Origin of the sequence: Thiothrix caldifontis (assembly GCF_900107695.1) — a bacterium.
Lineage (GTDB): Bacteria > Pseudomonadota > Gammaproteobacteria > Thiotrichales > Thiotrichaceae > Thiothrix > Thiothrix caldifontis.
Window position 1 is genome coordinate 46546 of record NZ_FNQP01000013.1, and the last position, 19974, is coordinate 66519.

Annotated in this window: 17 protein-coding genes; 11 read left to right on the plus strand and 6 right to left on the minus strand. The window is 49.4% G+C overall.

The window, feature by feature from the left end:
* Positions 1-13: 13 nt before the first annotated feature.
* From lnt to BLV87_RS11920, 7 genes are read left to right on the plus strand one after another with little or no spacing between them, the layout of a single operon-like run.
* On the plus strand, positions 14-1570 hold the full coding sequence (gene lnt, locus BLV87_RS11890; protein ID WP_093068954.1) for an apolipoprotein N-acyltransferase: 1557 nt from the start codon (positions 14-16) through the stop codon (positions 1568-1570).
* 13 nt (positions 1571-1583) lie between these two features.
* Positions 1584-2615: an amino acid ABC transporter substrate-binding protein gene (locus BLV87_RS11895; RefSeq protein ID WP_093068955.1), complete on the plus strand. Its 1032-nt coding sequence runs from the start codon at positions 1584-1586 to the stop codon at positions 2613-2615.
* A complete protein-coding gene (locus BLV87_RS11900) occupies positions 2573-3577 on the plus strand; it encodes an amino acid ABC transporter permease (RefSeq protein ID WP_245707015.1) in 1005 nt (334 codons plus the stop codon). Before BLV87_RS11895 ends, BLV87_RS11900 begins: the two co-directional genes overlap by 43 nt.
* 3 nt (positions 3578-3580) lie before the next feature.
* Entirely contained in the window at positions 3581-4624 is a 1044-nt protein-coding gene (locus BLV87_RS11905) for an amino acid ABC transporter permease (RefSeq protein ID WP_093068957.1), read from the plus strand.
* A 52-nt stretch (positions 4625-4676) separates the two neighbouring features.
* Positions 4677-5267, plus strand: a complete 591-nt coding sequence (locus BLV87_RS11910) for a glycosyl hydrolase family 28-related protein (protein ID WP_093068958.1) — start codon at positions 4677-4679, stop codon at positions 5265-5267.
* 45 nt (positions 5268-5312) lie between these two features.
* Entirely contained in the window at positions 5313-6107 is a 795-nt protein-coding gene (locus tag BLV87_RS11915) for a right-handed parallel beta-helix repeat-containing protein (RefSeq protein ID WP_175517923.1), read from the plus strand.
* A gap of 30 nt (positions 6108-6137) precedes the next feature.
* Positions 6138-6881, plus strand: a complete 744-nt coding sequence (locus BLV87_RS11920) for an amino acid ABC transporter ATP-binding protein (protein WP_093068962.1) — start codon at positions 6138-6140, stop codon at positions 6879-6881.
* Positions 6882-6907: 26 nt separating this feature from the next.
* Here BLV87_RS11920 and BLV87_RS11925 read toward each other — a convergent pair whose 3' ends face one another.
* Together BLV87_RS11925 and BLV87_RS11930 are read right to left on the minus strand one after the other, a co-directional pair.
* Positions 6908-8419 (minus strand): fumarate hydratase, encoded by a 1512-nt coding sequence (locus BLV87_RS11925; RefSeq protein WP_093068963.1) that lies wholly within the window; start codon positions 8417-8419, stop codon positions 6908-6910.
* A 102-nt stretch (positions 8420-8521) separates the two neighbouring features.
* Positions 8522-9265 carry a sialate O-acetylesterase gene (locus tag BLV87_RS11930; RefSeq protein WP_093068965.1) on the minus strand — a complete coding sequence of 248 codons (744 nt, stop codon included), beginning with the start codon at positions 9263-9265 and terminating at the stop codon, positions 8522-8524.
* An 80-nt stretch (positions 9266-9345) separates the two neighbouring features.
* Here BLV87_RS11930 and tsaD point away from each other — a divergent pair, with 80 nt between their 5' ends.
* Complete coding sequence (gene tsaD, locus BLV87_RS11935) at positions 9346-10347, plus strand: tRNA (adenosine(37)-N6)-threonylcarbamoyltransferase complex transferase subunit TsaD (RefSeq protein WP_093068966.1); 1002 nt, start codon at positions 9346-9348, stop codon at positions 10345-10347.
* A gap of 10 nt (positions 10348-10357) precedes the next feature.
* Here the strand turns inward: tsaD and BLV87_RS11940 are convergent, their stop codons facing one another.
* The gene (locus BLV87_RS11940) at positions 10358-11533 is read right to left on the minus strand and encodes an acyltransferase family protein (RefSeq protein WP_093068968.1); all 1176 of its coding nucleotides are present in this window, start codon (positions 11531-11533) and stop codon (positions 10358-10360) included.
* 254 nt (positions 11534-11787) lie between these two features.
* Here BLV87_RS11940 and BLV87_RS11945 point away from each other — a divergent pair, with 254 nt between their 5' ends.
* The 3 genes from BLV87_RS11945 to BLV87_RS11955 all read left to right on the plus strand — a co-directional run bounded on the left by BLV87_RS11945 (position 11788) and on the right by BLV87_RS11955 (position 14564).
* Positions 11788-12171, plus strand: a complete 384-nt coding sequence (locus BLV87_RS11945) for a DUF6394 family protein (RefSeq protein ID WP_093068972.1) — start codon at positions 11788-11790, stop codon at positions 12169-12171.
* Between the two features lie 15 nt (positions 12172-12186).
* On the plus strand, positions 12187-13863 hold the full coding sequence (locus tag BLV87_RS11950) for a potassium channel family protein (RefSeq protein ID WP_093068973.1): 1677 nt from the start codon (positions 12187-12189) through the stop codon (positions 13861-13863).
* Between the two features lie 119 nt (positions 13864-13982).
* Positions 13983-14564, plus strand: coding sequence for a helix-hairpin-helix domain-containing protein (locus tag BLV87_RS11955; protein WP_093068980.1), 582 nt, complete (start codon positions 13983-13985; stop codon positions 14562-14564).
* A gap of 69 nt (positions 14565-14633) precedes the next feature.
* On the opposite strand, the gene BLV87_RS11960 is transcribed toward BLV87_RS11955, so the two are convergent.
* The 3 genes from BLV87_RS11960 to BLV87_RS11970 all read right to left on the minus strand — a co-directional run bounded on the left by BLV87_RS11960 (position 14634) and on the right by BLV87_RS11970 (position 19925).
* The gene (locus BLV87_RS11960) at positions 14634-15323 is read right to left on the minus strand and encodes a cell division protein ZipA (protein WP_093068981.1); all 690 of its coding nucleotides are present in this window, start codon (positions 15321-15323) and stop codon (positions 14634-14636) included.
* Between the two features lie 33 nt (positions 15324-15356).
* Positions 15357-18860 (minus strand): chromosome segregation protein SMC, encoded by a 3504-nt coding sequence (gene smc, locus BLV87_RS11965; protein ID WP_093068982.1) that lies wholly within the window; start codon positions 18858-18860, stop codon positions 15357-15359.
* Between the two features lie 84 nt (positions 18861-18944).
* Positions 18945-19925 carry an exopolysaccharide biosynthesis polyprenyl glycosylphosphotransferase gene (locus BLV87_RS11970; protein WP_093068983.1) on the minus strand — a complete coding sequence of 327 codons (981 nt, stop codon included), beginning with the start codon at positions 19923-19925 and terminating at the stop codon, positions 18945-18947.
* Between the last annotated feature and the right edge of the window lie 49 nt (positions 19926-19974).

Consider the following 19974-nt stretch of genomic DNA (forward strand, 5'->3'; position numbering starts at 1 on the left):
GGATATTCCAATCATGCTGTCTTTTCGTAACTCTAACGACTCCCTTTCAACATTTGCTTACCTGCTGGCTTTGCTGGCAGGTGCATCGATGACTTTAGCGTTTGCGCCTCTTGAGTGGCGTGCGTTTGCATTTCTTGCCCCTGCGGTATTATTTTGGCTGAATCTGAAGTCGGTGCCCACCAAGCAACGCTTGTGGTTGGCGTGGGTGTTTGGAGTGGGGGTGTTTGCCGGGGGGGCACACTGGATTTATGTCAGTATCCATTTTTTCGGCGGCGCAAATTCTTTCATTGCAGCTTTCATGGTGGCAATTTTTGTGGTGATCATGGCGCTATTTTTATTAGTGTTTGGTTGGTTGGCGGGGTATACCGCGCATATGCCACAAGCGGTGCGTTTATTGGTGGTATTTCCAGCGATTTGGGTATTGACGGAATGGTTTCGCGGTTGGTTTCTAACAGGGTTTCCGTGGCTACAACTGGGTAGCAGTCAAATTGATACTTGGCTGGCACATTATGCACCAATAACTGGGGTGTTAGGGGTTAGTTGGTTGGTCGCTGTCTGCGCGGGTGTGTCGGTTTTGTTGGTGCTGGGAACTTTGCGTGAACGGGTGATTGCTAGCTGCTTGGCGATGGTTGTAGTAGCGGGTGGGTTTGGTTTGGGACAAATTCGTTGGACTGAACCCGCAGGGGAGCCGTTATATGTCAGTATGTTGCAAGGTAATGTTGATCAATTGACCAAGTGGTCACGCGAATTCCGCAATGACAATATCCAAGCCTATTTGGATTTGATGGATGGGGATAAGTACCCGAACGTTGAATCCTCCCACTTGGTGATTTGGCCGGAAACCGCGCTCGCCGATTTTTTCCCGCAATCCTTGGATGTGATGTTGCCGTTACAGGATTGGGCGCGTGAGGCAAAAGCCGATTTATTGGTCGGTGGCTTTCATGTGAATCGTGATACCGAGGCGGTGTACAACGCAGTGATGGCGGTGGGTGGTGAGCGTGATGTGGAAGTTTCCATCAATACGGGGGAGCATGTGTACGCGAAGCAACACCTTGTGCCATTCAGCGAATACATTCCCTTGTTGAAATACCTGCGCTTTTTGGAACATATCATCAAATTGCCGTATGACAATGTGACCGCTTGGGATGGTACGAATACCCTGATGGTGGCGGGCCAACCGATGCGCATGTCGGTGTGTTACGAAGATGCATATGCCGAAGAAATGATTGCCGGATTGCCACAAGCGACGATGTTGGTGAATGTCAGCAATGACGGCTGGTTTACCGGCTCAATTGAACCGGCACAACACGCGGAAATTGCGCGGATGCGGGCGTTGGAAACCGGGCGCTATTTGTTGCGGGCTACCAATAACGGTGTTAGCGCGATTATTGATGAAAACGGTAAAGTAACTGCTACGGCTGAGCCGCGTATTGCTACGGTAATCAGTGGTTATGCCACACCGATGCAAGGCACAACCCCTTATGTGCGGGTTGGCAATTGGCTGATTATTCCATTGATGTTTATACTATTGGGTGTTCCGTTGCTATTGTTGCGCGGCAAATTTTATTAAAAGAGGAACACCGATGCTAACAACTACTCTTGCGCGTGCTTTGGCGGGCGTTACCCTGTGTACGGCGGTCATGCTCAGTTTGCCTGTTCAGGCAGGTAAAACGTTGGATACCATCAAGTCCCGCGATCAATTGGTGTGCGGCGTCAATGTGGCACTGGCGGGTTTTTCTTCCGCCGATAGCGAAGGCAAGTGGAGTGGGATGGATGTGGATTACTGCAAAGCACTCGCAGCAGCCGTGTTAGGCGATGCCAGCAAGGTGAAATACGTCCCCTTGAATGCGCAACAGCGTTTTACGGCATTGCAATCGGGTGAAATCGACATCTTGTCACGCAATACGACCTGGACGTTGACCCGCGATGCGTCGCTAGGGGCAAACTTTGTCGGCACAATTTATTACGATGGACAAGGTTTCATGGTGAAAAAAGAGCTGAAAGTTGCCAGTGCCAAGGAACTGGATGGGGCAACCGTCTGTGTCCAATCCGGCACGACGACCGAAAAAAACCTGACTGATTTTGCGCGAGCCAATAAATTGGATATTAAACCGTTGGTGTTTGAAAAAAATGAAGCGGCAACGGGTGCTTACCACAGCGGGCGTTGCGAGGCGTATACCACGGATGCGTCAGGCTTGGCAGCGGAGCGTACCATTGCGAAAAATCCTGATGAACACCTGATTTTGCCCGAAATTATTTCCAAAGAACCATTGGGGCCGTTGGTACGCCGTGGTGATGACGAGTTCTTTGCCATCAGCAAGTGGGTGTTGAATGCGCTGATCGAAGCCGAAGAATACGGGCTTACCCAAGCCAATTTGGATGAAAAGAAAACCAGCGATGATCCGAATATCCAGCGTATTCTGGGTACAGCGGAAGACATGGGAGCATTGCTGGGTTTGGATAAGGAATGGGCATACCGAGCCTTGAAAGCGACGGGCAATTACGGCGAAGTTTTCGAGCGCAATGTTGGTAATGATTCCCAACTGAAACTGGATCGCGGTTTGAATAAGCTGTGGAATCAGGGCGGGATTTTGTACGCGCCACCGATTCGTTAAACGTGTTAATGAGCTTCTGGCGCAACCAAAAAATACGCGGTTGGCTCTATCAGCTTGCCGCGTTGTTGCTGGTGGTATTGTGCGTTGCCATTCTCGCCGACAATACGCTGGAAAACATGCGTACCCGTGGCATTCAAAGCGGCTTCGGCTTCCTGTTGCAACCTGCCGGATTTGACATTAGTGAAAGCCTGTTTGGGTTTGAATCGACGCAACCTTATTGGAAAGCTTTTCTTACCGGCTTAGGTAATACCCTAAAAGTTGCCCTCATTGGCATTATTCTCACCACTATTCTCGGCGTATTGCTGGGGGTAGGGCGCTTTTCCCAGAATATCCTGATTCGTGGTTTGTGCCTGATGTATGTGGAAATCTTCCGCAATATCCCACTGTTGTTGCAATTGCTGATGTGGTATCTGTTATTGGTTGAGTTTTTGCCAACTGCACGGGAAGCCGACCCTTTTCTCGGCATGTTTCTCACCAAAACAGGCTTAACCTTGCCTTGGTTTGGGGATATGCCGGTCAAGGCCGGATTTGGTATTAAAGGTGGCATCAATGTTTCGCCGGAATTTCTGGCCTTATTGTTGGGGTTGGTGATTTATACTGCGTCTTACATTGCAGAAATCGTGCGCAGTGGCATTGCTTCTGTGTCGCGTGGACAGCACGAAGCGGCGCTGGCACTGGGTTTGAGTCGGGGGCAAGCCATGCGTTTGATTCAGTTGCCGCAAGCGTTGCGGGTGATTATTCCACCGTTGACCAATCAGTATTTGAATCTGACCAAAAACTCTTCGCTCGCAGTAGCGGTGGGCTACCCTGATCTGGTGTCGATTGCGAATACCTCGATCAATCAGACGGGGCGGGCGGTGGAGTGTATCGCGGTGATTATGGCGGTTTACCTGACGCTTTCGTTGCTCACTTCCGTACTGATGAATGCTTACAATCGTCGTGCGGCGATTAAGGAGCGTTAGGCAATGGCATGGTTACGCGCCAATTTGTTTAATAATATGTTTAACAGTGCGGTAACGCTGCTATTGGGAATGTTGTTGGTCTACGCGGTTTCGCACCTGTGGGGTTGGGGCATCCATCATGCGGTATGGGCAGCCGATGCGGAGCAATGCAATGCGGCACGTGGCGCGGGCGCGTGTTGGGGTGTGGTGGCAGAAAAATACCGCGTGATCATTTTCGGGCGTTACCCGTTTGAGGAACAGTGGCGACCGTTCGCGGCGACTTTGTTGCTGATGGCATTGTTGTTGGCAAGCTGTATGCGGATGTTTTGGAAGCCGTGGTTGGCAGCGTTGTGGCTGGGGGTGTTAGCGGTATTTTTTACCCTGATGCATGGCGGTGTGTTTGGTCTGAGCGTGGTCACAACCGATCAATGGGGCGGTTTGCCGTTGACCATTTTGCTGGCATCGTTGTCGGTGGTGGGCGCATTTCCGTTGTCGATTTTGCTGGCATTGGGGCGCATGTCGGCTTTGCCGGTGATCAGGACGCTCTGCACGGTTTATGTGGAACTGATTCGCGGTGTGCCGCTGATTTCGGTGCTGTTTATGGCATCGTTTCTGTTTCCGCTGTTCATGCCGGAAGGTTTCTCGATTGATGTGCTGCTGCGGGTGTTGGTGGCAATGACGTTGTTTGCGGCGGCGTATCTGGCGGAAGTGATTCGCGGTGGTTTGCAGGCGATTCCGCGTGGGCAATACGAAGCGGCGGCATCTTTGGGGCTGACTTACTGGCAGATGCAGCGCAAGATTATTTTGCCGCAAGCCTTGGCAACGGTTGTGCCGGGGATCATGAATAACTTCATTTCCACCTTCAAGGATACCTCACTGGTGACGATTGTGAGCCTGTACGAGCTGACTGGCTCGTTGGATCTCGCTGTGAACAGCGACCCGAACTGGATGGCGTACAAGCTGGAAGGGTATTTGTTTATCGCGGCGATTTATTTCGTGTTTTGTTTCAGTTTGTCGCGCTACAGCCAGTGGGTGGAGCGGCAGGTGAATCGGGGGAAGGCGCATTAATACTTCAGTGTGTTATTTGCAATAAAACTATTAATTAATAATTGGGGGAGTGATGCATAGACGAACATTTCATCTGTATGCTGGTTTAGGTTTGGCGGGTTTGTTGAGCGATGCTCAGGCCGCATCTGCGGCAAAATTACCGGTAGTAAATGTCAAACAATACGGTGCGTTGGGGAATGGGATAACCGATGATTATCTTGCCTTGCAGCGGGCGTTCGCACAGATCAATAAGCAACGCACAGGCGTCTTATATTTTCCGCCCGGTGTTTATCGGATTGGGGTACACAAGGTATCTGACGGGCAGTTTGCCAATAAGGTGACGGATTTGACGCTTAGCAATTGCACCAACGTATCCATTGCCGGGCAGAACGCCCAGATTGTTTGCGATGGGGGGTGGGTGAGAACGGCTGATTGGGAGTATGAAGGTTTTAGCTATTCTTATCATGATAGTGTCGGATTGATGTTTACTAGCTGCAAAAACCTCAGTATTGATGGACTGACCTTGGATGGTGGTGCTGGTACTATTACCAAGCAGGCTACCGCAGAAGGCGCATCTTGTGGCATTTCCCTGAGCGGTTGCTATAAAGTGGCACTGACCAATGTTAACCTTCACCATTGTTGTACTGATGGCTTGTATGTATAGGAAGCGGGTGAGATCAACAACTTTAAAGTTACCCAATACCTGACAGTGACAAATTGCGTATTTGACCGCAATGCCCGCCAAGGTGTGAGTATTATCCAGTTGCGTTATGCGACATTTCGCAATTGTACGTTCAGCAATACCGGGGATACGGGGCTGTATGGGTCGCATTCACCTGCTGCGGGTGTCGATATTGAGCCAAATTACCGGCATGATGATCCGTCAGGGACGAGTAAAGGTGATCATTCGACCGGTAATATTACCTTTGACAATTGCCGCTTTGTGGATAATGAAGGGTTTGAGTTCGTCGCCACCGACAAGTATTCCACCCAAAACCCAGTACAATTGAGCAATTGTTTGTTTAAGAATAGCAAGAAAGCAGATGCGGCTGTTGTGCCTGCCGCTGCTAATATTACTTTTACCGGTTGTTATTTCGACGAAGTGGCGTTGTGGCCTAGCTATACTTATAGTGAAGATGCAACGTTGACGAAAGTCAGCAAGTGTCAGTTCAACTCTTCTCAGTCTGCACAGGCGGTGTTGTTGATGGTTGGGGATACTCCCAATGTGCAGGTATCCGGTTGCCAGTTTAAACTGGATGCACCCAGTAGTCATACATGGTATCGATTATTTTTGCGTGGTAAACGTATTACGTTCAGTGGTAATACGGTGGCTATCTCCGGCAAGGAAGAAGATAAGCAGAACTTTGATATTGTGGCGATTCTGGAGACTCAGAAATTGAGTAACAATACGTTTTTTGCGGATGCTCCTAGTAATATGTATATAGCAGCCGCTAAAACAGGGGTGACAGGTAACAAGTTGAAGAACCTTTTTTTGTATCGTTAGCATTATACAAACGGATAAGTGAGTGCATTAATGCCTGATTACATGATCGAATTCGCCAAAGTCAACAAATGGTACGGCAACCACTTCCACGTCTTGCGTGACATCGACTTGCAGGTGCGCAAGGGTGAACGCATTGTCATTTGCGGCCCATCCGGTTCCGGCAAATCCACCCTAATCCGCTGTATCAACCGTTTGGAAGCCCATCAGCAGGGCAAGCTGACGGTGGATGGTTTGGAACTCAGCGACGACGTGAAAGTGCTGCACGAAGTGCGCCGCAAAGTCGGCATGGTATTCCAGCAATTCAACCTGTTCCCGCATTTGACTGTGCTGGAAAACCTCACGCTTGCGCCGATTCAGGTCAACAAACTCTCCAAAGCCGAGGCGGAAGAACGTGCCATGACGCAACTCAGGCGGGTACAGATTGCCGAACAAGCGCACAAATACCCGCTGCAACTCTCCGGCGGGCAGCAACAGCGCGTTGCTATTGCGCGTACCTTATGCCTGACCCCGCAAGTGCTGCTGTTCGACGAACCTACCTCCGCGCTTGACCCTGAAATGATCAAGGAAGTGCTGGATGTGATGACCGAACTCGCCGAACAGGGCATTACCATGCTGTGCGTTACCCACGAAATGGGCTTTGCCAAATCGGTAGCCGATCGCGTGATTTTCATGGATGCGGGGCAAATCGTGGAGGAAAACAACCCGCACGATTTCTTCAACCGCCCGCGCAACGAGCGCACGCAGGCATTTTTGGCGAAGATTTTGGCGCATTGATCAGCCGTTGCGCCAGTCTGTGGCAATTAGTGTGCTAAACGTGCATCAATAATCTTTTTCCATTGTGCAGGGCCGGTGGTATGCACCGACTCACCATTGCTATCGACAGCAACGGTGACTGGCATATCCTTGACCTCGAACTCATAAATGGCTTCCATGCCCAGTTCGGGGAATGCCAGCACTTTTGCGCCAGTAATCGCTTTGGACACCAAATACGCCGCCCCACCGACTGCCATCAGGTACACCGCACCGAATTCCTTGATCGCGTCAATCGCAATCGGCCCACGTTCGGATTTGCCGATCATGCCCAGCAAGCCGGTTTGTTGCAGGATTTGACGGGTGAATTTATCCATACGGGTGGAAGTGGTAGGGCCAGCAGGGCCGACGACTTCATCACGCACCGGATCAACGGGGCCAACGTAGTAAATGAAGCGTCCTTTCAAATCAACTGGTAGCGCTTCGCCTTTGTTGAGCATGTCGATCATGCGCTTGTGCGCCGCATCACGCCCGGTCAACATTTTGCCAGACAGTAATACGGTTTCGCCCGGTTTCAAGTTGCGTACTTGCTCTGGGGTGATGGTATCGAGGTTGACGCGGGTGGCTGATGCACCACCTGCTAGCGAGATTTGCGGCCAGTTGGATAAGTCTGGCGGGGTTTGCAAGGATGCATCCGAACCGTCCAGCACGAAATGGGTGTGGCGCGTCGCTGCACAGTTGGGGATCATGCACACGGGCAAAGATGCAGCGTGCGTCGGGTAGTCTTTGATTTTGACATCCAGCACGGTGGTCAAGCCGCCCAAACCTTGTGCGCCAATACCGAGTTGATTGACCTTTTCGTAGAGTTCCAGACGCAATTCTTCGACGCGGTTTTGTGCACCACGGGCTTGCAGTTCCTGAATGTCGATGGGTTCCATCAGCACTTCTTTTGCCAATACAGCGGCTTTTTCAGCCGTGCCGCCAATGCCAATGCCGAGCATTCCCGGCGGACACCAGCCTGCTCCCATCGTTGGCACGGTTTTCAACACCCAATCCACAATGCTGTCAGAGGGGTTAAGCATAACCATTTTAGATTTGTTTTCAGAACCGCCGCCTTTGGCTGCCACGTCAAACGACACGGTGTCGCCGGGGACGATTTCGTAATGAATCACCGCTGGCGTATTGTCTTTGGTGTTTTTTCGCGCACCCGCAGGGTCGGCGAGGATGGAGGCACGCAATACGTTATCAGGGTTCAAGTACGCACGGCGCACGCCTTCGTTGATCATGTCGGAGAGGCTCATCTCACCTTCCCACTGCACGTTCATACCAACTTTGACGAATACGGTGACGATGCCGGTATCTTGGCAAATCGGGCGGTGGCCTTCGGCACACATGCGCGAATTGACGAGGATTTGCGCAATAGAATCCTTCGCCGCTGGTGATTCTTCACGTTCCCACGCCTTGTGCATCGCTTCGATGAAGTCGATGGGGTGGTAATATGAAATGAATTGCAACGCATCCGCCACACTGGCAATTACGTCGTCTTGCTTAATAATGGTCATGGCTCTACTCCCTTGATGGTTAATCAACTGCGGGCGGCGACTGTTTTTGTTGTGGTGCACAATCGTAGGTGAAAATGCGCGTGAATACCATGATTTCGTGTGCTATTTCATCTGTTGAATGTAGGCTTTTGCGAAGCGTTTGCCTAATTCCATTTGGCCCGCAGCATCGTAGTGAATGCCATCAATCTGCTTACCTAAACCGTCGCTAGACACCATCAACGCACGCGGTAATTGTTGCTGTGCCGCTTGCTGCTGGCTACGTACCGCTGCAATGGATTCGGCATGTTTCTCGTGTTCCAGATTAATTTGCCCGTAAATGAATAAACTATTGGGGGCAGCCAAATCCGTGCGCAATTGTGTCACCAATGTGGTCAGGCGCTTGCCGTATTGTTGGGCGACACCGATGGATTCTTGTGCATCGCTCTCCCCTTGCATCCATAGAATCGCATCTGCCTGCAAGGTTGTGTCTTTGGGGGTAGCAAAACCCACTTGGCGTAGCAAGGCTTTATAAAGCGCCTGATCAGGCTGCCATTGCTGGATCAGGCTGCCCGATGCGGCTTGCTTGACAAGGATAATGGTGTCGTTGGGGAAAGCGCGGGCAACTTCGTGCGCAAAGCTGACTTCGGGGCCAAACCATGCAAATTTTGCCAGTGGGTGTTCGCGCCCTTGGTAGAAATATTTCACATTCGCCGGGGTGGTTTTGTAGGTGGCAGGCAGTTCACTCACTTTGCCACGCCCCATCATGTTGGATTGTCCGGCGAGTAAAATCAGCCGGTCTTTTGCCCAGATAGCGGGTGTCTGTGCCAGCAGTAAGAGCGCCAGCAAGGGCATCCAGAAGAATCGCATGTTTCCAATACCTTGTTTTGTCATCGCGCAACTTTAGCATATATACTGCCGTTCATCTTGTTTAACCCCAGAAGACCCTCATGCGCGTACTTGGAATTGAAAGCTCTTGTGATGAAACCGGCGTGGCGTTGTACGACACCGACAAAGGCTTGTTGGCGCATCGCTTGTTCAGCCAAATTGCGATGCACGCTGAATACGGTGGCGTGGTGCCGGAATTGGCATCGCGGGATCATATTCGCCGCGTGTTGCCCTTGCTGCGCGAGGCGTTGGTGGATGCTGATATGACAATGGCGGATATTGATGGCATTGCCTACACCGCAGGGCCGGGGCTGATTGGCGCATTGCTGACGGGCGCTTCGATTGCGCGGTCGATGGCCTGGGGCTTGAATGTCCCCGCCGTGGGCGTGCATCACATGGAGGGGCATTTGCTCGCGCCGATGTTGGAAGAAAACCCGCCAGAATTGCCGTTTGTGGCGTTGCTGGTGTCAGGTGGGCATACCATGCTGGTGGATGTGCCGCGCATTGGTGAATATCACATTCTAGGCGAAAGCGTGGATGACGCGGCGGGTGAAGCGTTTGATAAGACCGCCAAACTGATGGGCCTAGAGTATCCGGGGGGGCCTTTACTGGCAAAGCTGGCGGAACAAGGGCGTGAGGGGGTGTACAAATTTCCACGCCCAATGGTGGATCGACCAGGCTGTGATTTCAGCTTCAGCGGCTTAAAGACGTTTTCACTGACGACTTGGCAGAAGTCTGGGCAGACGGAACAGGATAAAGCAGATATTGCGCGAGCGTTTGAGGAAGCAGTGGTAGATACGCTGTTTATCAAATGTCGGCGGGCGTTGGAACAGGCGGGGCGCAAGCGGCTGGTGGTGGCGGGTGGCGTGGGCGCAAACCGACGCTTGCGGGCACGATTGGCAGAGTTGCCGGGAGAAGTGTATTTCCCGCGTCTGGCATTTTGCACCGATAACGGTGCAATGATTGCGTATGCGGGCGCATTACGTTTGAAGGCAGGTGCGAATGAAGCGGCGGTGATTCAAGCCAAACCACGTTGGCCGCTAACTCAGTTAGCGGCACTGTAGTATAGCGGTGTTATTGTCCTGTTCCGATGCTGGGCACATGCTTCACATCGCGATTGCTAGTTAAGCGCTTCCCTAAGTTGATGCCGGGAATTTCTATTGCCTGATGTAGCAGGTAGGCAACTGGAATAATAATGGTCAGTGAAATAGATGATGCCACTGCAAAACGGCTTAACGCTCCTATGGCATGAAAGTGATCCCAAGCCAATAGTTGCTGCACAACAAAGTAAGCAATGGGTAAATGGACTAGGTAAACGCCATAGGAAATATCACCTAAAAATCTAAATAATTTTTTCTCAAGTAAGCCATTAATGGCTAGTACCAGCTTATGTTGGGAAAGTACGAGCACTGCGATACTGAGAGCAATAATGATCACATATTTATTCAGCAATAGCAGAGGTAATAAAAATACTAACCAGTAAGGGCTGCGTAACAGGATTTTTCTGTCCACATATTTGCACAGATAGCCCAGTGCCATGCCTGCGACGAAGACATGAAATTTGAATGGCAAGAAACTCGGTTGCGGGTAGTTGCCGAGTAAACCATTATCTAAGTAGAGACCAAACAGCTTTTCAAAGGTAAGTACAGCAAGAATTGCTATAGCCAACACATAAAATACCCGTGAAGGTTTGAAAAATACTAACAGTAGTGGAAATACAAAGTAAAATTGCATCTCCAGACTGAGGCTCCAGTCAGGTAAACTGTTATTACTGGCGTATTGAGGGAATGCCCCAAACACAAACGTAATATGGCTTAACAGATTTTGAATCGAGAATGAGTGGTCTGTTGGGGAGACATAGGCATTGAGTGCGTCAATCCATGGTGGCGGAAATGCTGCTTCAATATTTTTTACCCATGTTTGAAATTCGGTACCGATAACAAACGAAATAGGCAGTAAAAAATAATACAGTGGTGCTATGCGAAAAAATCGGCGAATCCAAAACTTTTTGGCTTCAGGCCATTGAAACGTCGTGCTTGCATCACCTATCACACGACCGGATGACAGCGTGTAGTTTGAATAATGATACATCATGAGGAAGCCGGAAATGAGCATAAATAGATCGACAGCTAATGCTGGTGAGCTTACGAGTGGTATTGTAGCGCCGACAGCAAAACAGATATGACCGAAGAACACCCAAAGTGCTAATCCGCCTCTTATCCCATCAAGACAGGCTATGTGTTTTCTCATATCTATTACTCCCGGTTTTGCCCATGAACATGGTTACAGATGTAGCCACAAGAAATTACTTATCCAATTATAAAAATTAGTTTAATTAATCGTTGTGATGTCAATCACATTATTTTAATTATTCATTAATGTCGTGTATGAGGTGCATAGTGAGAGTCATTGTTGTTGTGGTTTATGCCTGCTATTGAAAACTTGGCTGGCAAGCCAGTAGTGCTATCGTCTATGCTTGAGATTGATTTTGTTCAGGGATTGTTATGAACTCAGAGAAAGTGGTTTTCGGTTTTTTTATCGTGTTAGCACTAACACTCAACTTTGGTTTTTTTATCGGCGATATTGACAATATTGAGCATCATAATGTGTATGAATTATTCGCTGCTCTGGTTGTTAGTCTAATCGCTACTGTATTGAAGTTTGGTGATCGAACGCACTTGGGCGCTATTTTTCTTGCTACCAGTTTGGTAGCAGACTTACAGTTAATCATGGCGGCACTGATCTGGGGATATGCTGCCCACATCAGTGCCGCAGGGGTGGATACGGGTGCGGCTGTCGCTATCGTCTCATTCTCCGGCGGTGCATTGTTGGCCAATATTATTTCCGTCATTTTGCTGGTGGCTGAAACCATGACGGTGCGGCGCTAATACGCGGGGTAGCTTGTGCCTGATATTTTCTATGTACTGTTAAGGCGATTACGCACCCCGTTGATTGTACTCATCCTGATGTATGCCATCTCGGTGTTGGGTTTTACCTTGATTCCGGGGCAGGATGCAACGGGGCAAACATGGCATATGTCGTTTTTTCACGCGATGTATTTGGTTAGTTATACGGCCACCACCATTGGTTTTGGGGAAATCCCTTATGCTTTCACCGAAGCACAGCGCTTATGGATGATGTTTGTCGTACACCTAACGGTTATTGGTTGGTTATATAGCATTGGTTCATTACTGGCAGTGTTGCAAGATCCCGCCTTTCGTAAGTTGCGCAGTGAGTATACTTTTCAGCGTAGTGTGAAACGCTTGCGTACCCCGTTTTATCTGGTCTGTGGTTACGGTGATACAGGGGGTATTTTGGTTAAGGCACTGGCTGATGAAGGCATCAAAGCGGTGGTCATCGATAAGGATGAAAGTCGTATCAATGCATTAGAACTCAACGATTATATCCGCCGTCCCCTAGGTTTATTAGGTGATGCAGCTAAACCTGCCGTGTTGGAAATGGCGGGGATTACCAATAACTATTGTGTTGGTGTGATTGCATTGACCGATACTGATCAGACTAATCTGATGGTGGCATTGAGTGCGTATTTGCTCAACCCTAATTTGCGGGTGTTAGCGCGTGCTGAATCGGCTGAAGTGGAAGCCAATATCCGTTCCTTTGGCAAAAACGAGGTCATTAACCCGTTTGAAACGTTTGCAGGACGTTTAGCACTCGCCATTCATTCCCCTGGCATGTACACGCTGTTTACATGGCTGACTGGAATACCTCACGAACCTTTGCATGAACCGCTGTTTCCTGAGCGTGGTTTATGGCTGATTGCAGGGTACGGACGTTTTGGCAAAGCTCTCTATCGTCGTTTGCAAGAGGCGGGTATTCCTACACAAGTGATCGAATCTGACCCCCTCAATACAGAGGCACCTGAACATACCATTGTGGGGTCAGGTACTGATGCACTTACCTTGCAAGCGGCTGGTTTACAGAAAGCCGTTGGTATTGTTGCCGGTACACATGATGATGCCAATAATTTGTCTATCCTCATGACGGCACGCGAGTTAAAACGCGATATTTTCATCGTTGCACGGCAAAATCAGCGTGATAATGATCTTGTTTTTGAAAAAGCGGCGTTTAATTTGCTGATGAAGCGGGGAGACGTGATTGCGCACAAGATTTTTGCACTCTTGCGCACGCCTCTCATCAGTGATTTTCTGGAAGCAATCAAGATTCACGATGATGATTGGGCTAATCTGTTGGTCAGTCGAGTTCTGGGTATCACAACCGATGAAGTACCGTATTTGTGGGAAATCAAGCTCAACAAAGCTCGCACTCCTGCGCTGTATAAAAGCTGTTTGATGAATGACGTCATCTTGCTGGATGTGCTGCGTGACCCACGTGAGCGTACCCGGCAGTTACCTGCGATTCCCTTGCTGCTCAAGCGTCAGGAAACGGTATTTGTATTGCCCGCAATGGATATGCGCTTAGAAGTGAGTGATCGTTTATTGATGTGTGCTGCTTATTCAACGAGTCAAGACTTGCAATGGGCTACACAAAACGAAAATGTTTTACATTATTTGCTGACTGGGCAAGAAACCTCTGGCGGTGATTTATGGCGTCGATTATGACAATTTTGTTAAATTGGCTAAAATTAAAGCTATTTTGTCATCATTTCAGGGAATGGCTAATGTTAAGATTTTGTGACAAAACATTTATCCAAGTAACAAGATCATAAGGACATTTAACAATGGAACTAGAAGTCACTGCCATTAAATACGTAGGCCCTGCTACCGTCAAACGTTTAGCTGAACACGGCATAAGCACTGTCGAACAACTTGCCGCTATGCCGGTTGAAGCGCTGACAGTATTGCCGGGCATTGGTGAACATACTGCTCCACTCATTATTGCGAATGCTCAAGAAGTTCTTGCCGCTCCAGCAATCACCCCCCCAAACCCTGAAGTTGAAGCAGAGGTGGAAATAGTAGACGTGCCGGAAGCCATTGTAGAGATGGACGTTGATACAGTAGAAACAGCCCCTGAATCCGAACTGTCTAAGAAAGAACTAAAAAAACAAGCCAAACGTGCTAAAAAGCTTAAAAAAGCGCAGAAGGTAGCAAAAAAAGCTGAAAAGAAAGCCGCAAAGAAAGCGGATAAAAAACGTGAAAAACAACTCAAGGCTGAGCAAAAAGCCGTAGAAAAAGCTGAAAAGAAAGCCGCGAAACAAGCCAAAAAAGCCGAAAAAGCCGAAAAAGCCGAAAAAGCCGAAAAAGCCGAAAAAGCCGAAAAAGCCGAAAAAGCCGAAAAAGCCGAAAAGAAAGCGGCGTCATAGCCCGTACCAACCGGTAATAAAGGTCAAATGTAGAGACGCAAGATGTTGCGTCTCTACATGACTAAAGGTTTATGCCGCTAAAGCTAAGAGATCAGAGCGTGTTTCTGAGGTGATAGGTTGTTGATTGTGATCTTTCAAGACACCATTTAACCTATCGGTGAGACGTTCTGCTGTCCGCAAGAAATCATTAATTGCTTCGTTATCGTCAATAGGGCTAGGCAAATTGAGGATCATCGACAGGCCGGGGGTGGTTTGTGTCACGAGTTCTTCTGGTATTAATGTCCATGGTTTAACGCCATTAGCGACGCTGAACAAACTGGTTTCACCTTGCTCCGTTAGAATAAACCGATGGAAAATGTCCATTTCGCCCAAGGTTAGCCCAGCATCATCTAAAGCCTTTAAGACTTCTTCACCACCAAACCCAGATTCAATATCCGCAGCAATAAACAATACCAGTTGCGGTGGGAGCATCACTGCATTAACACTAGTGGGGGCAGCTTGTGTTTCTTTATAGGTTCCGGACACACTTGACATCATTACATCAGACATATCACGTGCATTCGCTGCTGGACGCTTACCATCCCGTGCAGGAACGTCATCAGCGACACTGGAAAGTTCGTTACCATCAGCATCACGTAGCATCGGAATATTTTCATCCCGCTTAGCGGGTGAGTGGCGACGGGATATGCGACTAATTACGTAAATACCCACTAATGCTGCCAGACCCAATACCATGATAATCAGACTAACCAGTTCCATTTAAAATCCTTTAATCCTTGCTTGTTTCCATCGTTAACTATTTGCCAGTTTAATGGCTTCTGCCATATCAACTGTTACTAGTCGCGAGACACCCGCTTCACGCATGGTAACACCGATAAGATTTTCGGCAAGTTCCATGGTGGTTTTATTGTGAGTGATAAAGATGAATTGTACCTGTTCAGACATATGCCGTACCAGTTCACAGAATCGCCCGACGTTGGCTTCATCCAAGGGTGCATCCACTTCATCTAACATACAAAATGGTGCTGGATTCAGCTCGAAAATCGCAAAAACTAAGGCTACGGCAGTTAAGGCTTTTTCACCACCTGACATCAGGTAAATGGTCGAAATTCGTTTACCAGGCGGACGTGCCATAATGGCAACCCCCGTTGTTAGCAAATTATCACCCGTCATTTCCAGATAACATTCACCGCCACCAAATAAGCGCGGAAACATTTCACGTAAACGGCTGTTTACTTTATCAAAGGTTTCCTTGAAACGGGTACGTGTTTCGCGGTCAATTTTACGGATGGCGGTTTCCAATGTCTCTAATGCGGCGACTAAATCAGCATTTTGTTGATCCAGGTAGTGTTTACGTTCTTGTTGCTCGCGGAATTCGTCAATTGCCGCAAGGTTGATTGCGCCGAGACGTTGGATGCTGCGTTGGATAGTTTCCAGTGATTGCAGGAAACTTGCCAGTGTGGCATCTCTGGGGAGTTCAGCTTGAAGGGTAGTCGCATCAAACTCCGTTTTGGCAAATTGTTCCGCAATGGTTTGTTCGCGCACCTGAATGCTTTGCCATTCCAGTTTACGCTGTTCTAAGGCAGTGCGGGAGGCTTCGGCAAGCCGTTCTGCTTGTAAGCGTGCGCCATCCTGTTGGCGAATATCGGTTTCTACGGTTTGTAAGCGCTGGCGGGCTTGAGTCAGGCGGTACTCGACTTCAGCGCGTTGGGTGAGGGCGATTTCACGTTCGGTTTCTAGCTCTGCAACGGGGTCGTCTTGTAAATGCAGTTGTTCTAATAAGGCATCGCGTTGTTGCTCCAGCAATTCAAGGCGACTACTGATGCGTTCGAGTTGCTGCTGGCTATTGTCGCGTTGGGTGCGATTGGTTTCAATGTGTAAGCGTAGGTCTTGAATAGCTGTTTGTTGGTCACGTTGGGTGCGACGGGCATGGCTGACGGTGTGTTGCAGGTCTTCGCGGGTGTTCGCAAGGTGGTCACGTTCAGTTTGTAAGGTTTCTAGCAGTGCTAAAGCGGCATTGCGTTGTTCAGTCGCGCGTTCGTGTTCGGCTTCTTGTTGCTGCTGTTGGGCGCTGAGTTCTGTGCGCTCGGCATCAATTTGCTGACGGCGGTTATTCAGTTGTTCAATACGTTGTTGCAGGGTGTGTACGCGGTTGCGCTGCTCGGATTCGCTGCGGTGCAAGTGGTTGACATCGGTTTGTGTTTGTTCTCGTTGATGTTCTAGTGCGCCAATGTTGGTGCGTGATGCTTCGGCACGGGTTTGCCAAGTGCTGAGTTCGGTTTCCAGTTGGGTGAGTTGCTCATGCAAGGTGTCAATTTCTTGCTGGCGTTGCAAAATACCACTGTGGGCATCTTGTTGGCGGTGGCTACGTAGCCAGTTGGAACCAAGCCAGAAACCGTCGCGGGTAACAATGGTTTCGCCAGAGGCAAGGCCGTGGCGTTTTGATAGGGCTTCCCGTAAGGTTTCGGCACAACGGATACCGGCAATCAGCGTCCGAGCCGCTTCGGGGGCGTGGAGTTTACTGGCAAGGTATACCGGTGATTGCGGGGATGGTGCAAGTGTGTGGGAAGCCGTTTCCAAGAGTGTCAGCCCGACTTTTGATGCGTCGTCTTGCTCTATCATCCATAACTCGTCGATGCAAATGGCATCAAGGTCATGACTGAGCACGGTTTCAAAGGCAGTTTCCCAGCCATGTTTGATTTTGAGTATCTCAGCAATGCGTGGGGCTTTGGCTAAGCCTTTGTCTTGTAACCACTGTTGACGTGCCTTGTTGGTTTTGTCGAGTCCTGATTGTTGCAATGTTTCCAAAGAGGCTAAGCGCCCCTGTAATGCTTGGCGGCGAGAGCGTTGCCTGTCAAGCTGGCTCTGTACTTCGCGTTGTTCTTGCTGTTGCTGACTGAGACTCAGGGTAATACTGGCAAGTTGTTCTTCGGCAAATGCAAGTGCTTCAGCGGTAGCCTCACGCTGGGCTTCGAGTAGGTGTAAATCCTCGACAAAACGGTCGGGGGCAAGATTGCTGGCTTCTTGGTGTAAGCGTTCAAGGCGTTGGTTGGTTTGGCTCAGTTGGCGTTCTAGCTGTTCCATGCGAGCTTTTTCGACTTGCGCTTGGCGTGTGGGGTCGGCGATGCGCTGCTGGAGGGTGTGCCAGTGTTCTTGCCAGTCGTTGAGTTGGTCTTCGGCTTCGACGAGGCGTTCTTCCGTTAGGGATAGTTGTTCGCTTAACTCAACTTCTTGCGGTATCAGATTGGCGAGAGCTTGTTCGCAAGCGGTGAGTTTGGCACGGTCTTCCGTTGCATGGCGTAGTGTTTCTTCGATGCTGTGTTCGGCAGTGCGCAAAGCGTCTTGTTGACGGCGTTGAATATCATGTTGGTGTTGGATGCTTTGTTCAATACGCGCAATTGTTGCCCCTGCTTGGTAATACTCGCCTTGTACCGCATTGAGGGTTTCGTTGGCATCGGTATAGTGTTCACGTAACTCAGTAACGGTAGCATCGAGATGGTGCATTTGCGCGAGGTGCGCTTGGTATGCAGTGGAACGTTGACTCAAGTCATGCAAGCATTGTTCGCCATCGGCTTTAAGGCTTTGCCATTGTAGGAGTAACACGCTGGCTTCGAGTCGGCGTTCTTGGTCGCGTAATTCGCGGAAGCGTTGTGCGGCCTTGGCTTGTTTATCGAGACGTTCGAGTTGTTTTTCTAATTCGTCGCGTAAGTCACTGAGGCGCTCCAAATTTTCGCGGGTATGGGAGATGCGGGTTTCGGTTTCACGGCGGCGTTCTTTGTAGCGGGAAATACCGGCAGCTTCTTCGAGGGTATTGCGCAACTCTTCGGGTTTGGCTTCGATCAGGCGTGAAATCATGCCTTGCTCGATGATAGCGTAGCTGCGTGGCCCTAAACCGGTGCCGAGAAAAATATCGGTAATGTCACGGCGGCGGCATTTGGTGCTGTTAAGAAAGTATTTGGAATCACCGTCACGGCTGACTTGGCGTTTAATAGAAATTTCAGCGTATTGGGCATATTCACCGCCGAGAGTGCCATCACTGTTGTCAAATACCAATTCTACTGAGGCTAAACCCACCGGTTTGCGGGAGGATGAGCCGTTGAAAATCACGTCTTCCATGGACGCGCCGCGCAGGTGTTTGGCGGATGATTCACCCATCACCCAACGTACCGCATCAATGGTATTGGACTTGCCACAGCCGTTAGGGCCGAGAATACCCGTGAGGTTACTACGTAAATCCAGTGTTACAGGGTCAACGAAACTTTTGAATCCAGCAATACGGATTTTGCTCAGGCGCACGTGTTGAGGTCTTTACTCTACTTGGGGGTAGTGATTTTACGGGAGTCAGGCGGCAAAAGGCTAGTGCCGATTGCCACCTAGTGTTTACACGCCCTGACCTGTTAGCACGATACGCACGGTATCCAGCAGAACGCGTACATCCATCCACAGATTTTGGTGTTTGATGTAGTAAATGTCATAACGGTGTTTATGCATGGCATCTTCCACCGATGCGCCATAGGTATAGCGCACTTGCGCTAAACCGGTGACACCGGGCTTGACGGTATGGCGGAAACGGTAGAAGGGGATCTGTTTTTCCAAGTCACGAATAAACACTTCACGTTCTGGGCGCGGCCCCACGATGGACATTTCTCCCTTCAATACGTTAATGAGTTGCGGTAACTCGTCAATACGGGTTTTACGGATGAATTTCCCCACCCGGGTAATGCGGCTGTCATGTTTGGAGGCCCAACGTGCACCGTCTTTTTCCGCATCTTCACACATGGAGCGGAATTTTAGGATGTCGAACTCTTGGTTGAACAAACCTGTACGGCGTTGCTGGAAAAATACCGGGCCGGATGATTCCAATTTGATGGCGAGTGCTGTGACTAGCCAAATGGGTAAGGTTAGTGCTAAGAGTAGCAGTGATACGCCAATATCCATCCAACGTTTCAGCAGTGGGTAGTGGTTGGAGGTGTTTTGCCGTTTGCTGTTATCCAATAAATAATCAGCGTTTAGTAAATCAACTTCAACAAAGTTAAGACGCTTATCCAAATGATCTAACAAGGCTTCGACTTGTGCACCAGCCGTGGCAGCATTCACTAAAAAGCTCAGTTGTAGGTCGCTGAGTGCAGCTAGCCCACAAAAGCATAATGTTTTGTTACGGTAATCACGAACGCCGTAATGGTTCATGATGTGTGGTATTTGATTGCGTTGTAAGACATCGCTGATCGCTTCCACATCATGCTGAGGTGCATACACGTATAACGGTTTGGTTGCGGTAACATCATCGCTTGGTGAAAGGTATGCTTTATCGCGCAAAAACGTGGCCGCTGTTGCCCGGAATACTAGGCTGTTATCTTGCATGATACTTGCTCCACAAAGACCGTACAGGGGTAACTGCAATTCCCACGGG

Bases quoted from the DNA above. Each gene is read 5' to 3' on its own strand.
- BLV87_RS11940 (WP_093068968.1), bottom strand. From the start codon at position 11,533: ATGAGAAAACACATAGCCTGTCTTGATGGGATAAGAGGCGGATTAGCA.
- BLV87_RS11895 (WP_093068955.1), top strand. From the start codon at position 1,584: ATGCTAACAACTACTCTTGCGCGTGCTTTGGCGGGCGTTACCCTGTGT.
- BLV87_RS11910 (WP_093068958.1), top strand. From the start codon at position 4,677: ATGCATAGACGAACATTTCATCTGTATGCTGGTTTAGGTTTGGCGGGT.
- BLV87_RS11905 (WP_093068957.1), top strand. From the start codon at position 3,581: ATGGCATGGTTACGCGCCAATTTGTTTAATAATATGTTTAACAGTGCG.
- BLV87_RS11925 (WP_093068963.1), bottom strand. From the start codon at position 8,419: ATGACCATTATTAAGCAAGACGACGTAATTGCCAGTGTGGCGGATGCG.
- BLV87_RS11960 (WP_093068981.1), bottom strand. From the start codon at position 15,323: ATGGAACTGGTTAGTCTGATTATCATGGTATTGGGTCTGGCAGCATTA.
- BLV87_RS11955 (WP_093068980.1), top strand. From the start codon at position 13,983: ATGGAACTAGAAGTCACTGCCATTAAATACGTAGGCCCTGCTACCGTC.
- BLV87_RS11930 (WP_093068965.1), bottom strand. From the start codon at position 9,265: ATGCGATTCTTCTGGATGCCCTTGCTGGCGCTCTTACTGCTGGCACAG.
- BLV87_RS11920 (WP_093068962.1), top strand. From the start codon at position 6,138: ATGCCTGATTACATGATCGAATTCGCCAAAGTCAACAAATGGTACGGC.
- BLV87_RS11945 (WP_093068972.1), top strand. From the start codon at position 11,788: ATGAACTCAGAGAAAGTGGTTTTCGGTTTTTTTATCGTGTTAGCACTA.
- BLV87_RS11970 (WP_093068983.1), bottom strand. From the start codon at position 19,925: ATGCAAGATAACAGCCTAGTATTCCGGGCAACAGCGGCCACGTTTTTG.
- tsaD (WP_093068966.1), top strand. From the start codon at position 9,346: ATGCGCGTACTTGGAATTGAAAGCTCTTGTGATGAAACCGGCGTGGCG.
- lnt (WP_093068954.1), top strand. From the start codon at position 14: ATGCTGTCTTTTCGTAACTCTAACGACTCCCTTTCAACATTTGCTTAC.